The organism is Oscillatoria sp. CS-180, from assembly GCF_028330965.1.
Classification (GTDB): Bacteria; Cyanobacteriota; Cyanobacteriia; order Phormidesmidales; family Phormidesmidaceae; genus Halomicronema.
The window spans coordinates 86998-103035 of sequence record NZ_JAQMUB010000043.1; the positions used below are offsets into that span (position 1 = coordinate 86998).

The 16038-nt window shown below is 50.1% G+C and carries 11 protein-coding genes; 9 read left to right on the forward strand and 2 right to left on the reverse strand.

The features are described from left to right. Nucleotides 1-144 precede the first annotated feature (144 nt). Complete coding sequence (locus PN498_RS10655; protein ID WP_272062727.1) at nucleotides 145-1377, forward strand: sensor histidine kinase; 1233 nt, start codon at nucleotides 145-147, stop codon at nucleotides 1375-1377. A 3-nt stretch (nucleotides 1378-1380) separates the two neighbouring features. Continuing rightward, entirely contained in the window at nucleotides 1381-2040 is a 660-nt protein-coding gene (locus PN498_RS10660; RefSeq protein ID WP_272062728.1) for a response regulator transcription factor, read from the forward strand. Between the two features lie 86 nt (nucleotides 2041-2126). Here PN498_RS10660 and PN498_RS10665 read toward each other — a convergent pair whose 3' ends face one another. Further along, entirely contained in the window at nucleotides 2127-3125 is a 999-nt protein-coding gene (locus tag PN498_RS10665) for a phosphoribulokinase (protein ID WP_272062729.1), read from the reverse strand. 714 nt (nucleotides 3126-3839) lie between these two features. On the opposite strand from PN498_RS10665, the gene petH reads away from it, so the two are divergent. The 3 genes from petH (at nucleotide 3840) to prmC (ending at nucleotide 7505) form a co-directional block, all read left to right on the forward strand. Beyond that, the gene (gene petH / locus PN498_RS10670) at nucleotides 3840-5051 is read left to right on the forward strand and encodes a ferredoxin--NADP reductase (protein WP_272062730.1); all 1212 of its coding nucleotides are present in this window, start codon (nucleotides 3840-3842) and stop codon (nucleotides 5049-5051) included. A gap of 147 nt (nucleotides 5052-5198) precedes the next feature. Beyond that, nucleotides 5199-6518 carry a homoserine dehydrogenase gene (locus PN498_RS10675; protein WP_272062731.1) on the forward strand — a complete coding sequence of 440 codons (1320 nt, stop codon included), beginning with the start codon at nucleotides 5199-5201 and terminating at the stop codon, nucleotides 6516-6518. Between the two features lie 9 nt (nucleotides 6519-6527). Next, entirely contained in the window at nucleotides 6528-7505 is a 978-nt protein-coding gene (gene prmC, locus PN498_RS10680) for a peptide chain release factor N(5)-glutamine methyltransferase (protein WP_272062732.1), read from the forward strand. Here the strand turns inward: prmC and PN498_RS10685 are convergent. Beyond that, nucleotides 7489-9960, reverse strand: coding sequence for a bifunctional diguanylate cyclase/phosphodiesterase (locus tag PN498_RS10685; RefSeq protein WP_272062733.1), 2472 nt, complete (start codon nucleotides 9958-9960; stop codon nucleotides 7489-7491). The genes prmC and PN498_RS10685 overlap by 17 nt on opposite strands. A 256-nt stretch (nucleotides 9961-10216) precedes the next feature. Between PN498_RS10685 and PN498_RS10690 the strand changes: the two genes are divergently transcribed. The 4 genes from PN498_RS10690 to rmuC all read left to right on the forward strand — a co-directional run bounded on the left by PN498_RS10690 (nucleotide 10217) and on the right by rmuC (nucleotide 15879). Then, complete coding sequence (locus PN498_RS10690; RefSeq protein WP_272062734.1) at nucleotides 10217-11449, forward strand: esterase-like activity of phytase family protein; 1233 nt, start codon at nucleotides 10217-10219, stop codon at nucleotides 11447-11449. 208 nt (nucleotides 11450-11657) lie between these two features. Continuing rightward, nucleotides 11658-12809 carry a UDP-sulfoquinovose synthase gene (locus PN498_RS10695; protein ID WP_272062736.1) on the forward strand — a complete coding sequence of 384 codons (1152 nt, stop codon included), beginning with the start codon at nucleotides 11658-11660 and terminating at the stop codon, nucleotides 12807-12809. A gap of 180 nt (nucleotides 12810-12989) precedes the next feature. Then, nucleotides 12990-14123, forward strand: coding sequence for a glycosyltransferase family 4 protein (locus PN498_RS10700; RefSeq protein ID WP_272062737.1), 1134 nt, complete (start codon nucleotides 12990-12992; stop codon nucleotides 14121-14123). 211 nt (nucleotides 14124-14334) lie between these two features. Then, the gene (rmuC, locus tag PN498_RS10705) at nucleotides 14335-15879 is read left to right on the forward strand and encodes a DNA recombination protein RmuC (protein WP_272062738.1); all 1545 of its coding nucleotides are present in this window, start codon (nucleotides 14335-14337) and stop codon (nucleotides 15877-15879) included. The last annotated feature ends 159 nt before the right edge of the window (nucleotides 15880-16038 follow it).

The following is a 16038-nucleotide window of genomic DNA, read 5'->3' on the forward strand; positions in this document are numbered from 1 at the left end:
TGAACGGAAACGATTTCAATCTAGAAAATACAAGCTGGTAAAAAGGGGGAAAGAGGTCATGTTTCTGCCCATGACTTTGGTCATGCCTGATCTTTCATGAATTGGGCTTACATAGAGGAGAGGAAATCTCCCCCACGTTGAGCCATGTCAACCGATTTTACGATTCGTCCAGCCAACCATCCATTTCGTTTCTTGCTGTATGTGGAATGGACACTATTAGGAATCGCGCTTTTCGGTGAGCTTGTGCCCGCTCTCATGACTGAAGTTGAGAGCACATCAACCCTTTCCCTCCTCGCCATTATCGGTTTTGCCGTGCTGGGGCTAAGGCTACCGATTAGACCGCTGGGATTGAAAATTGCCCATGTTTTCCTACAGCTAACGCTGGTTTATCTAGCAGGTCGATTGGGGAGCATGGGACTGCGACTATTCCCGTTGCTGTATGTCGTGCTGGTTTTGCGCAGCTGTTTACTGTTTCGCCTGCCTGGACGCTTGGTTGTCACCAGCATCTCTTTCGTTTTCTTTCTAGGAATTACGCGGGCTTGGCTGAGATCGCTCAATGGAGAACTACCTCGGCGGCTGTTACGGCGCTTATTTCCTCACTTACTAGGCATTCGTTTAAACCTCATCATCATGTTCATCATGCTGCTGGTGTTTTTGCTGCTGTTGATGAATGCCCTGCTGTCAGAACGGGAAAGTCGAGATGAGCTCGATCGAGCTAATCGGAAGTTACGAGAGTCGGCTAATCAGATCGAAGCCTTAGCGATGGCCCAGGAGAGGGCGCGGATCGCTCGCGACATTCATGATTCTTTGGGCCATGCCCTGACAGGGCTTAATATTCAGCTGGAGGGAGCACTGAAGCTGTGGGACGGCAATCCTGAACAAGCTAGACAGTTTGTCGCACAGGCGAAAGAAATGGGATCGATCGCGCTACAGGAAACTCGACAAGCGGTGGCAACGCTGAGGGAAACAAAACCTATAGACCCTGATTTGGCGGCGGCGATCGCGCCTCTCTCACACCATTTTCAACAACTCACAGGCATTGTTCCCCAAGTCACTGTAGAGTCAGTGCCCCTTTCTCAACCGCTGAAACTTGCGGTCCATCGGATAGTGCAGGAGGCGTTAACGAACGTTTGTAAACACGCTCAGGCAGATGCGGTTGCCATTACAGTGCAACGGCTCTCTGAGCCTTCACGCCTAGGGATCACCGTCAAAGACAATGGGGTAGGGTTTCATCCTCAAGACAATACGACGGGCTTTGGATTGAAAGGGATTCAGGAACGAGCGGAGGCCGAAGGGGGACAACTGCAGCTCATCAGTTCACCCGGACAAGGCTGCACGATTCATGTCTGGCTGCCGTTAGCGCCGGAGGCAACATAAGTCATGTCGATTAACGTTTTACTGGTGGACGATCAGGCCATCCTACGGCAAGGCTTGCGAGCACTGCTCAGTCTGGAAGACGATATCACCATCATGGGGGAGGCCAACAATGGACGAGAAGCAGTGGCCCTAGTTCAGCGATCGCTCGGTAGCTCTGATTCGGTCGATGTCGTGTTGATGGATATCCGCATGCCTGTCATGGATGGTGTCGCGGCTACGCGAGAGATTTTACGCCAGCACGACAGCCCTAAAATTCTGATGCTGACCACGTTCGACGACGATGAGCTAGTCCAGCAGGCGGTTCAGTCTGGTGCTATGGGCTACCTGCTCAAAGATACGCCTTCAGAGGAAGTTGCTCAGGCTATTCGAGCGGTGCATCGAGGGTATGCCCAATTTGGTCCGGGCATTTTCCAAAAGGTGATGCCACAGCCAGCTAGTACTGCCAAGCAGTCAGTGCTCCCCGGATGGGACGAGCTAACGCCACGCGAACGAGACGTTTTGGCACTCATCGGTAAAGGAGCGAATAATCGAGAAATTGCCCAAGCTTTGTTTTTATCGGAGGGAACGGTCAAAAACCATGTTACTAGCATTTTGAGCCGTTTAGGACTGCGCGATCGCACCCAAGCAGCCCTGATTGCTGCTGAAAGGATGAAAGAGGAATGAATGGTAGCAGAAGCTATGACGCTGAGCAGACATCAAAAAAGCCGACACGCAAGGCATATCGGCTTTCAAGGTTTTGTTGAGAGTGTCTAGCTAACGGCTTGAGGAGCTTTAGCAGTCAGTTTTTCGTAGGTCTCACGCATCTTCAAACCAACCAGAACCTGGAACAGACCACTGCCGTTCTTAGAGCCAGGATATTCCCGGTGCTTGAGCAATAGCTCAGTCATTTCACCGTAGTACCTAGTGGAGGTGTTGCTGAGATGGCTTTCGACGTAAATGAGTTCCTCTAGACGCTCAAATTGACCATCGATTTCAAGGACCGATACTTCATGACCATAGTAAGAATCGGGACCGTAGTGCATCCGAATTCCGGGGAAGGAACAAGTCAGCTTACGACCGCAGGGAATCCAATCGATGGTAGACCCCTCATCAAACAGATAAACGGGATTGAAGCCTTCCACGCCTTCACGCTGCAAGAGACGGACCCGCAGAATCTTCTTCTCTTCGTCGTCAGGAATCAGCTGAGTTGGCAGAATTTGAATAACGACGTCGGCATACTGCTTTTGAACATCGATGTAGGCTTCGAAATCGGGGCGACGTGCATTGATAGACGCCAGCACATCCTCATAGGTATGCCCCCGCTCAGCCATATCCCGCTGAATTTTCCAAGCAATTTTAACGTCGTCGTGAATGTCAAGATAAACGCTGAAATCTAACAGCCCACGGACGCGCTCATCGTAGAGAGGATGCAATCCTTCAATCACAATAATGCGGTTGGGATCGATGCGCTCAGGAGGGTCGAGCTCGCCTGTTTCATGATTGTAGATTGGCTTATCAATAGGATTACCCTCTTTCAAAGCCTTGACCTGCTCGTACATCAAGTCAAAGTTATTCGCTTTAGGATTCAACGCAGTTACGCCTGCTGCCTTGCGCTGTTTCCGATCAAGACTGTGATAGTCATCTAAGCAGATGACTGTCATGAATTCCTCACCAAACAAATCAGCTAGCCGTCTCAAAAATGTGGATTTACCACATCCTGAGTCTCCAGCAACTCCAATTAAAACCACGCGATCCGGCTTACTTGTCATAGCTTTCCTCGAGCAAAACAGATAATAACTGCGATAGAGATTAGGTTCAGGTCGCAACCAGGAAATGGAGGCTTTGTGAGCCGATGCTAACTCCAAGCCATCGAACATCTGCATAAAGCAGTGACTAGAGCTAACGCTGACCGTCGCTTGCTGGAATTCGACTGTTAGCGGTTCTTGGAGCCTGCGATCACGTCAACACAACACGAAAGCTGGGTTCAATGATCCCTACCCCAGAACTAGAACTATCAGAATGCACTACTTGTGACAAGAGATGCGCTGCCAAGTAAGCATGAATCAATCCAGACACGAGAATTCCGATTTCTTTCGCCCTCACTTACGACGAATAGTATCAAATTGGTATCGCTGCTTACAAGTCATTCTAAATTTGAATATTTTAAGAAATCATCATCTTAAAATTACTGATGCACTAATTACGTAATAAATCTAAAAATGCTTTGAAAATAACAACGTTTTGAGAGTGATGCCGTTAAATTTAGATGGGCAGGCTAGTCGCGATCGCCGAATAGTTTCAACATATCTCATCAAGCTTTAGTGACCTTAGGGTTGCGGCGTGAGGTGAGTTTTCCGTTACAGTGATACGCTAAGTAAAAAGTTGGTAAGCCCTGATTGGCTGCGATTCAATAACTAAGTTGCAGCCTTTATGAGAAAGGGTCTGTTACCTAAGCTAGATTCTCGGAGCCATATAGTCAGCACATGTATAATCCAAGCGTAAGTGGTGGTGACGCCACCTCTGTAGCGGGAAGTCGCCTGTTTGTATATGAGGTAAAAGGACTTCGTCAAAACGCTGAAACTGACAAGACAAATACGCCCATTCGTCAGAGTGGCAGTGTATTTATCACAGTTCCCTACAGTCGGATGAATCAAGAAATGCAGCGTATCACCCGTTTGGGAGGTGAAATCGTAAGTATTCGTCCGGTTGATGAAGCTAACGGAACTAACGGGCAGAGCGCGCCTGCAGCGACCGCAAAGCAAGACAATGGTAAGTCTATGACTCAAGCGACGCCGAAGGCAAAGAAAGATATTCCCGTCAATATTTATCGTCCGAAGGATCCCTTCATCGGTAAAGTGATTTCCAACGAACCCCTGGTTCAAGAAGGAGGTTCGGGCATTGTGCAACATATCACCATGGATCTGTCTGAAGGTGATCTGCATTATGTCGAAGGTCAGAGTATTGGCATCATTCCTGAAGGGACTGACGAAAAAGGCAAACCTCACAAACTGCGTCTCTATTCCATTGCGTCCACCCGTCATGGCGACAACATGGATGATAAGACCGTTTCACTTTGTGTTCGCCAATTAGAATACAAGCATCCTGAAACGGGTGAGACCGTCTACGGGACTTGCTCGACCTATCTCTGCCACATCGAACCCGATGCTGACATCAAGATCACGGGGCCTGTGGGTAAGGAAATGCTGCTGCCTGATGAAGAGGATGCCACCGTCATCATGCTGGCGACGGGAACGGGTATTGCACCTTTCCGGGCCTATTTGTGGCGCATGTTTAAGGACGCTGAGCGCGAAGCTAATCCTGAATATCAGTTTAAGGGTAAGGCCTGGCTCATCTTTGGCGTTCCTTACACTGCCAACATTTTGTACAAGGAAGAATTGGAAGATCTGCAGGCCAAGTATCCTGACAACTTCGAGTTAACCTATGCCATCAGTCGTGAGCAGAAGAACGCTGAGGGCGGCAAGATGTATATCCAAAACCGTGTTGCTGAAAATGCTGCTCGCATTTGGGAGCTCATGCAGAATCCTAAGACTCACACTTATATGTGTGGTCTGAAGGGAATGGAAGACGGCATCGATGAAGCGCTTTCGGCTGAGGCCGAGAAGAACGGCGTTAACTGGGATGATTTCCGTAAGCAGATGAAGAAAGAGCACCGCTGGCACGTAGAAACCTACTAGGGGCTTCCATTTACAGTTAGCCTCAGCATGAAATGCCCGTATTTAGGGTAGTCAAAACCGGAGAAGCCTTCTGGCTTCTCCGGTTTTTGTAATGGCAGACCATCCCCTACCATGAGAGTGACACTGTACGAAAGACAGGGGTAAAAGGTGACGGTCAAACTAGGTCTGTTGGGGTTGGGTACGGTTGGTACAGGGGTGGCAAAAATTTTGCTCGACCCATCAGAGCGACATCCTCTAGTCAGCAAGCTGGAAATGGGGCGGGTGGGCGTGCGATCGCTCGACAAGCCACGTGAAGTCGATATTCCGCCCCATCTCTTGACGACAGATTTGGAAGCTATCGTTGCCGATCCCGATTTGGACATTGTGGTTGAGCTAATTGGCGGATTGGAACCTGCCCGTTCTCTCATTTTGAAGGCCATCCATCAGGGCAAGCACGTGGTTACGGCAAACAAAGCTGTTATTGCTCGCTATGGCGATGAAATCTTTACGGCAGCCAACGACGCCGGCGTCTACGTTTTGCTAGAAGCTGCCGTTGGGGGTGGAATTCCTGTCATTCAGCCATTGAAGCAGGCATTAGGTGTTAACCGCATTCATGCCGTCACGGGGATCGTCAATGGCACAACCAACTACATCCTGACCCGGATGCAGGAAGAAGGCGGTGATTTTGAACCCATTCTCAGAGACGCTCAGGCCCTCGGCTATGCCGAAGCTGATCCCACTGCCGATGTCGATGGTCTAGACGCAGCTGACAAGATTGCCATTCTGGCGTCCCTGGCCTTTGGTGGACGCATTAAACTGTCGGAAGTCTTTTGTGAGGGGATTCGCCAGGTTAGCGCCGCTGATATTGCCTACGCTGAACGACTGGGATTTGTGATCAAGCTGCTGGCGATCGCCCGCCGGGATACCTGCCCCGTCTCCAATGATGTACTAGAGCATCTACAGCTGCGGGTTCACCCTACGTTAGTGCCAAAGCATCATCCTTTGGCTAGCGTCAACGACGTCTATAACGCCATTCTGGTAGAAGGCGACCCCATTGGTCAGGTCATGTTCTTTGGGCCAGGAGCAGGATCAGGACCGACGGCAAGTGCCGTGGTGTCCGACGTTCTGAATATTGCTGGAATGCTGACCTCTCAAGTCGTTGAACCTCAGTCAAAAACCCAAAATCCACTGTTGGCCTGTTCCCATCAGCATTACTGTCAGGTCAGTCCGATGGCCGACATTGTGAGCCGCTTTTATGTCCGGCTGCTGGCAAAAGACCAGCCGGGTGTTATTGGTCAGGTCGGGCTGTCCTTTGGCAACCATGAGGTCAGTATTGAATCCGTCGTGCAGATTGATATGCGCGGCGATATTGCTGAGATTGTGGTGGTAACCCACGAAGTGAAAGAAAGTAACCTGCAAAGCGCTCTGAATGAACTGCGAGGATTTGGTGATATTCAAGCTGTTCCAAGTGTGCTGCGGGTGCTGTAGGGGTTGAATTTGAACACCGTCTTTCCTTACGTAATCTCAGGTTCAGCGCTGTGGACGTGGCGATCGCAGGCAATCGCAGACGCGCAATCGCATCAAATTGATGTCGCTGAAGTGGACTGGCTGCTGCAACAGGTCTGCCAACTGGAGTCGCTGGCTATTCGCTTAGGAACGCTAGCTCACCAATCTGAAGTGCCATCAGCCGTTCCCCTGGCTGAGTTGAGGACCTTATGGCAGCGGCGCATTCGTGACCGTGTTCCCGTCCAGCACCTTGTGGGAAAAACGCAGTGGCGCAATTTCACGTTGCACGTCTCTCCCGCAGTCCTAATCCCCCGTCCTGAAACAGAACTCATCGTTGAGTTGGCGGCAGCAATAGTAGCGCAATCCCCCCAGGCTGAGCAGTTAACGCAGGGTATCTGGGTCGATCTCGGAACGGGCAGCGGTGCGATCGCGCTAGGTTTAGCCGAAGCCTTTCCCCAGGCTGAAATTCTGGCAGTGGATATCAGTGTGGCAGCCCTGGAGATGGCTCAACGGAATGCGAAAGAGAACGGACTGAGCGATCGCATTCAGTTTTTGAATGGATCTTGGTTTGAGCCGTTGTCCCATTTGCGCGGCCAGCTGACAGGCATTGTCTCTAACCCGCCATACATTCCCAACGCCATCATTCCGACCCTGTCTCCTGAAGTTTCTCAGCATGAGCCACTACTAGCGCTAGATGGGGGTGAGGATGGTCTAACTGCCGTTCAGCATCTGATTCAGGAAGCCCCTCAGTATTTGCGCCCAGATGGTCTCTGGATCACTGAATTGATGGCCAATCAAGCTTCTAAAGTTATGACACTACTGGCAGAGACCCATCAATACGTGGCGATTCAAAGTGAGCGCGACCTCGCTGGCATCGAGAGGTTTGTCGTAGCTAGGAAACGCAATATTGAGCTGAAGAAAATGTCCCTAAAGCAAACGGCAGACGGCAGAATTAAGCGCCCTTGTTGAAGTAGCTATACGAGCAGCTTAACTCTTGTTTGGGTTCCCCAATGGCATATCCCTGGGCGAAGTCAATGCCTATGGTTCTCAGTTTTTCGAGAATAGCTTTGTCTTCCACAAACTCGGCGATCGTTTTCATGTCGTGCACAGAAGCAATCCGATGAATAGCCTCGACAATAGTTTGATTTCTAGGACTTTCACCGATAGAGCGCACGAAATTACCGTCAATTTTGACGTAATCGACCGCCTCCAGATGCTTGAGATAGGTAAAAGACGACATGCCTGTTCCGAAATCGTCTAAAGCAAACTGACACCCAATTTCTTTGAGGTTGTTGATGAATGCCTTCGCCGTGTGGAAATTGGAGATGGCACAAGTCTCTGTAATTTCAAAGCATAGCTGTTTCGGATTCACCTGATATTCCTCTAGCTGCGCTCTCAGAAATTGGAGAAAAGTTTCATCGGTAATCGTGCTGCCTGAAATGTTGATCGCGTACATGCGAGAGTCATCTTGCGGCAAACAGGATGTCAGCTCTTGAAAGAATCGACTGATAACCCAGCGATCGACCTCTGCCATCTTGTTGTAGCGCTCTGCCGCAGGAATGAACACATTGGGAGAAATTTTTGTGCCTTCTCGATCTATCATGCGCAGGAGTACCTCATGGTGCCTTTTCTCATGAGTTGAGATCGACTGGATGGGCTGATAGCAGAGAACGAATCGCTCTTCCTCCAGAGCATCTTGAATGTCAATAATCCATTGCCGTTCTTGTCGCTGTTTTGCCAGTTCAGCGTCATTTTTACGATAAACATGCACCCGATTTCGTCCGTTATCTTTAGCTGCATAGCAAGCAACATCTGCATGTCCCAGCACTTCGACTCCGTCCCTCACCTGCGCATTAATTTCGGTGACGCCAGCAGAGCAGCCAACATTAAACGAACGGTTCTTGTGAACAAAGCGGAACTCAAGCAGGGTTTGTCGAATGTCATTGATGACCTTGAGGGCTTGAGCGACGTTGCAATCCATCAGTAGAATGCCAAACTCGTCTCCGCCCAAACGAGCCAGAATATCGGTCTTACGCAATCCACCTTGAATGAGCATAGCGACTTGTTGAAGCAGCTGATCCCCTGCTGAATGTCCGCAGGTGTCGTTGATGACTTTGAATTGGTCAAGGTCCAGATAGCATAGTGAATGAATCGTATTGTCCTGCTGTGCATCAACCACAACTTGACTCAAACGAACTTCAAAGGCTCCCCGATTCATCACGCCCGTCAATGAATCCTGACTAGCTTGTTCAGCCAACTGTCTAGAGAGTTGTCGGGCCTCGGTGACGTCATGAAAAACAATGACTACGCCCGTCAGTTCACCATCAACGTTGAAGATGGGAGCGGCTGAATCTTGAATACCTCGCTCTCGGTTGGTTGCTGAGATGAGCAGTGTGTTGTCAGGAATACCTGATGACTTTCTAGTTTTAATCGCTCGATGGACTGGACTTTCAAGCGGTTCACGAGTGTCGGCATCCACCAGTTTGAGAATTGAAAGGATAGAGTGGCCGTACGCTTCCTCAAGGGTGTATTCGGTCATTTCTTCGGCCTTGGGATTCATGTACTCTACACGCCCTCTTCTATCAGTGGCGATGACAGCATCACCAATTGAGGCCAGCGTTGTATGGGCAAAATCTCTTTCTTTGCTGAGTTGGGTTTCGAGCCGTTTCTGTTCAGTGACGTCGAAAGCGACGCCGCCAACATGACTTTCTCCATGATCATCAACAAACGGAAATTTGTAGACGAGCCAGTGATGCTCTTCTCCGTCTGGAGTGGGGACCATTTCAATTTGCTGGAGCTTTTGCCCCGTGTTGAGCACCTTGATGTCACTGGCCCGTACGGCTCGGGCGATATTTTTAGGTAGCCAGTCAAAGTCAGTTTTGCCATTAATGTCGTCATGGCTGGTCGAGAACATACGGTGCATTTCTCGATTGGTGTAAACGTATTTACCTTCTACATCCTTCATGAACGCAACTGCCGCAGTGTTGTTCATAAAGGCGTGAAATAGATGCTGAGCAACTTCCAGCTTGTCTTCCAGACGTTTGTTTTCAGTTCGGGCTTCGGTGACCATGACGATGCCGCCGATCTCATGGTCATCTTTTGTCCAGGGATAGAGCGCCCACCTCAGATGATCGATGATCCCAGACTGGCGATTAAACGCATCATCTTTGGATGCCACTTCCGCTTCAGAATTTAAAACTTCACCTTTCAAAGCTCTCTGATGATGATCCTTCCAGCGATCAGGTATTTCGGGAAAAACCTCGTAGTGGCAGCGCCCGATGAGACTTGACTGATTCTGAAGGGCATAGTCAGAGATCCAGCGAGGACTGTGTGCGAGATACTTGAGTTCTTGATCTAGAACCGCGATCGCAACGGGAGCCGTTCTAGCTAATAAAAGAGCTGAATCAAACGATAGGTAGTTCACTTTTTAAAGTTACGGTGAAGGAATCTGAACGATCGTTATAGCTCTTCTGTTGATGGCCCTCGAACCGTAATATCCTCAGAATTAAATCCTGGTCATTCCTCTTGATGAAAGGAATATGCGTGATTACGCTCACTCCAAGCCAAAAAATCTAAGGCTAGGGACGGTACCCTTTAGGTATAGTCAGATGACTTGCCGTCCTGTCCTCGTGGAACGGGTAACGGTCATAGCATTCAGGGAATCGCAAAGGTAGGTTACGGTGAAGAACGCTGCTCAGGTTAGCATCAAGCACTTTGTTCGATACGGCTCTCGTGCGATCGCTGTCTGGCCGCACTTCATCAAAAGGAAGGTACTATTGGCAGTGCTTTCAGTCCTCTGGCTAGTCGGGTGTTCACTGCCTCAGGTCAGCGCTGAGTCCCGCCTCTTCTTGCCCCTAGAGGTTGAATTGGTGGACGTTGTGACGCTGCCGAAGCAATCCTTTGAAGGCACGCCTGTTGGCGGACTGTCAGCGATCGCCTATGACAGCAACCGAAATGTGTTTTATGCCGTTTCGGATGACAAGGGTCAGTTGTCGCCGCCACGTTTTTATACCCTTGATATCCAAACGGACTTAAAGAATTCTGAAGCACCCAAAATTCTGTCAGTTGAAGTGCAAGCTGTTACCACCTTGAAAGATTCAACAGGCACTGAGTACCCAATCAATCGTCTTGATTCAGAGGGGATTGTGCTTTCCCCCCGCCAGAGCGTATTTATCTCTAGCGAAGGTTTGGCGGAGGCCCAGTCACCCCCAGCACTCAACGAATATGACCTGGATACAGGGGTCTTGAGAACAGAATTCAGGCTGCCAGACAGATTGATTCCTGAGACGGATGAAGACGGCGTTGAGATCGTCAAAGGCGTTCGCAGCAATCAAGGGCTTGAAGCACTGACACTAGGCTTGTTTTCTAGTGCAGGCGCTTTCGAACCCTTTCGATTGTTTGTGGCAACTGAATCTGCTCTGGCGCAAGATTTCGACCCTAATCCTGAAAATCCGCTGACAAACCGCTTCTTGCACTATCTGATTGGCCCTGATCAATCCACCTTCATTGCGGAGCATGCTTACCCTCTGAGCTTGGAACCGATGGGTGCTGTTAGCAGTGGCCTGACAGAACTGGTGGCAGTTGATCAGGGTGGGCATTTCTTGGCGCTAGAGCGAGTGTATGGAATTCGCGGGTTTGAAATCAAGCTTTTTCAGCTGGCGACTGGAGGAGCAACCGACATTTCTAACCGAGTAGCGCTACCGTCTTTGGCGGGCATCAACCCGATTCGAAAGCAATTAATGTTGGATTTCAATACCCTAGATAGTCCTGTCGAGGCGATCGACAACTTGGAGGGAATGACCCTGGGTCCGCCTTTCTCCGACGGAACCCGTAGCTTATGGCTAATCAGTGACGATAACTTTTCTGACGAACAAACGACTCAGATTTGGCTATTTCGGCTGAAAAATTTGTAATCCAACGAGCCACAAATAGCAAAGCTGACCTGCCCCAAACTGTGAAGGGGAACTGATGAGTTATGAGGTCTTTTTCCTTCGCTCGTAAGTTACAGTATTGCGATCGCGCTCAACCGATTCGCGACCTACTTTTTCTAGGAAAGCTATGTTTAGGGGACATAAAGCTGATAAATTAAGCGGGTATTAGCGAAGTGTTTGATTGATTAATATGAGAGTCCTAGTCATCGGCGGCGACGGTTATTGCGGTTGGGCAACAGCGCTTCATTTGTCTAATCGAGGTTACGAAGTAGGCATTTTTGATAGCCTAGTTCGGCGTCATTGGGATGGACAACTTTGTGTCGACACCCTGACTCCAATTGCCCCTATTCAATCCAGACTTCAGCGCTGGAAAGATTTGACGGGCAAAGATATTGATCTTTTTGTCGGAGATCTCAACGACTATCCCTACCTTGAGAAAGCGCTGCTGCAATTTCAGCCAGATGCAGTTGTGCATTTTGGGGAGCAGCGTTCTGCCCCCTTCTCAATGATTGATCGAGAACATGCCGTCCTGACACAAGCCAATAACGTTATTGGTAATCTCAATCTACTCTACGCCTTGCGGGATCATTTCCCCGACTGTCACCTTGTGAAACTTGGCACGATGGGCGAATATGGCACGCCCAATATTGACATTGAAGAAGGCTACATCACGATTGAGCATAACGGTCGCAAGGATACCCTGCCGTATCCTAAGCAACCCGGTTCCTTTTACCACCTGTCGAAGGTGCACGACTCTCACAACATTCACTTCGCTTGCAAAATTTGGGGACTTCGTGCAACTGACCTCAACCAAGGGGTTGTATACGGCGTGTTGACCGAAGAAACTGGCATGGATGAGCTGTTGATCAACCGTCTGGACTACGATGGCGTGTTTGGTACCGCGCTCAATCGCTTCTGCATTCAGGCTGCCGTGGGCCATCCGTTAACGGTTTACGGCAAAGGCGGGCAGACCCGTGCTTTCCTCGACATTCGCGATACGGTTCGGTGTATTGAAATTGCGGTCAACAACCCTGCCAATTCTGGAGAGTTCCGCGTTTTCAACCAGTTCACTGAGATGTTCAGCGTCAGCGACCTTGCTATGACGGTGAAGAAGGCAGGCAATGCGCTAGGTCTCGATGTTGAGATTAAGAACCTAGACAATCCTCGTGTGGAATCGGAGGATCACTACTTCAACGCTAAGAATACTAGCCTGCTGGATCTAGGCTTACAGCCTCACTATTTGTCCGACTCCCTGATTGATTCGCTTCTTAACTTTGCGATGAAGTACAAAGAACGAGTCGATAAAAGCCAAATTCTTCCTAAGGTACAGTGGCGTCGTTAGGTTTATTGCTTAGCAACCGCTAGCTGCAGGAAGGTTGAGCCTAATGGGTGCATCAGGTTTATGCCGATCATCGGAACATTCTAGTGACCTTCTTTGCCCTTCAGGCGGGTGCTTGATTTCTTGGCTCGATGATTTTTGCCCTAAGTCTCCAATTTGCGTCCTAGCCTCCGGTCATGGCCCATGCGTATTGCCCTGTTTACTGAAACCTTTTTGCCCAAAGTCGATGGCATTGTTACTCGCCTGAAGCATACAGTCGAGCACCTGCAGCGGCTTGACGACGATGTCATGGTGTTTTGTCCTGAAGGAGGATTGACGAGCTATAAGGGTGCTCAAATTCACGGTGTGTCTGGGTTAGCTTTTCCCCTCTATCCAGAACTCAAGTTAGCGCTACCTCGACCTTCGATTGGTGAAGCTCTAGAGGCGTTTCGTCCCGATCTGATTCATATTGTGAATCCGGCAGTATTGGGACTAGCGGGATTGTTTTATGCCAAGACCTTGGACATTCCCTTGATGGCCTCTTATCACACCCATCTGCCTAAGTATCTGGAGCACTATGGTTTGGGAATGCTCGAAGGGGTCATGTGGGAGCTAGTGAAAGCTGTGCATAACCAAGCTCGGGTGAATCTAGTAACCTCCACTGCCATGCAACAGGAACTGAGTGAGCACGGCGTTGAGCGGGTTCAAGTTTGGCAACGAGGCGTGGATACGGAACTCTTTTGCCCTGAACTAGCCAGTCGTGAAATGCGCGATCGCCTCACCCAAGGTCATCCAGATGCACCCCTGCTGCTCTATATCGGTCGTCTTTCTGCCGAGAAGGAAATTGATCGCATCAAGCCCGTTTTGGAAGCGATTCCAGATGCTCGCCTAGCTTTGGTGGGTGACGGTCCGAATCGGGAGCAGCTCGAAAAGCATTTTATGGGTACCCACACTCACTTTGTGGGCTACCTAGCTGGTGAGGAACTGGCCTCAGCCTATGCCTCTGCTGACGTGTTTGTTTTTCCCTCGCGGACGGAGACCTTAGGATTAGTGCTCTTGGAAGCAATGGCGGCAGGGTGTCCTGTGGTCGCTGCTGACGCTGGGGGCATTCCTGACATCGTGACCGATGGCGAAAATGGCTATTTGTTTGATCCGAAGGACGATTATGGGGCGATCGCGGCAGCTCAGCGCTTGTTCAATCGGGGTGCTGAACGCGAGTTAATGCGTCGCAATGCTCGGATTGAAGCTGAGAAATGGGGTTGGAATGCAGCAACTCAGCAGCTACAGCAGTTTTATAGCAGGATTTTGGACGTGGACTCCATGCCGTCCGCAGCTTGAGTGAGCATGATATAGCCATCGTCAGGATTGTTAAGACAAGACGGCAAACCATTTGGCTATTGCGCTAAGCACCTCTGGATGCGACTAAGTGCATTAGCTTCAATAGTTAATGCCACGGCTGGATACTATAAGTGGCTATGCGTCAATCCTGAAGGCATTGAGGATTAGTACAAATGTTGCTACCTTGGTATGACTCAAGCGAAGGAGTGACATGGCGCAGAGTCTACTGTGGGGGCTGTTGGGACTGGTTTTAGGAAGCGCGATCGCCACCTTGCTATTCCAAGCCCGCATCCAAACCATTCGAGAGCGGGCCAAAGCAGACGTGGTTGCTGACCGAGCCAGCGCTTATGAACGGCTACAGCAGCAGGAGCGGCAAATTCAAGAGTTGCGCACCACAGTTCAAGAGCGAGAGAAGCGGATTGAAACTACCCAGGACACGCTGCGACAGGAAGCAACCCTACGGGCAACGGCAGAAGCTCAGCTAGATCAGGTCTTTCAGGTAAGGCAGCAGCTTCAGGAACGGGACGCTCAACTGCACGAGTTGCAACAGTCTTACCTAACTGCGCGATCTCACCTCACTGAGGTCCAAACGCGATTGCAACAAGAACAAGCCCTGACTCAGGAAAAACAAGCGCTGCTGGATCAAGCCCAACAGCGACTCACCGATACCTTCAAAGCCCTCTCCACCGATGCGCTACAGCAAAATGCTCAATCTTTCATGCAGCTGGCAGAAGGCATTCTGTCTAAATTTCAAACTCAAGCGCAGGGAGATTTGGGTCAGCGACAAGCGGCTATTTCAGCTTTGGTGCAGCCACTGCACACATCTCTGCAGCAGGTCAGCACCCATTTGAAGCACTTAGAAACAGCCCGCACGGCTGCCTACAGCACCCTGACAGAGCAGGTGAAGTCTCTTGCCGTGGCCCAAACGCAACTACAAGGCGAGACAGCTAATTTAGTGAAGGCGCTGCGATCGCCTACGGTGCGAGGCCGCTGGGGCGAAATTCAGCTTCAGCGTGTAGTCGAAATCGCGGGCATGGTGGAGCACTGCGACTTCTTTCAGCAGGCAACCGTTGAAACCGAGCAGGGGCGGCTCAGACCTGACATGCTGATCCAACTCCCTAATCAGCGTCATATTATTGTGGATTCCAAAGCCCCCCTGCAAGCGTATTTGGACGCCTTGGAAGCTACCACTGAGCAGGAAAAGCGCGATCGCCTACAGCATCACGCCCGCCAGATCCGCACCCACCTGACCCAGCTTGGCAGCAAAGGGTATTGGGATCAGTTTCAGTCGGCGCCTGAGTTTGTTGTACTATTTCTGCCCGGCGAGACGTTCTTCAGTGCCGCTCTAGAGCAAGATCCGGGACTGATTGAATTTGGTGTGGAACAGCGAGTCATCCTCGCAACGCCCACTACGCTGATCGCCTTGCTGAAAGCTGTTGCTTATGGTTGGCGACAGGAAAAGCTCGCAGAGAATGCTGAGCAGATCAGCACTCTGGGCAAAGAAATGTACGATCGCACCTATACGCTCGTGAGCCATCTCGGTAAACTGCGACGAGGATTAGACAGTAGCGTAGACGCTTTCAATAAAGTAGTCGGCTCTTTAGAATCTCGTGTTCTCGTCACAGCCCGCAAATTCAAAGATTTAGGGGCTGTTTCGGGCGATGAATTGGCGTCTGTGGAAGCGCTGGATAGAACGCCGCGATCGCTGACGACAGGGGAGCTGAGGCACGACACACCGTTGGATACCGAAGAGTAAGGTTGATAGGTCTTCATGCCGAAATTCCTTGTCCCGAGAAAAGTCTTGACAAGTGACAAAAGTTGAGGCAATCCCCAAGAGAGTGTTAAAGGTTTGCTGGTTTCCAAAATTTAGGCTCACAATGACGCTAGCGCTGAAGCAATAGGGTTCATGCATTGC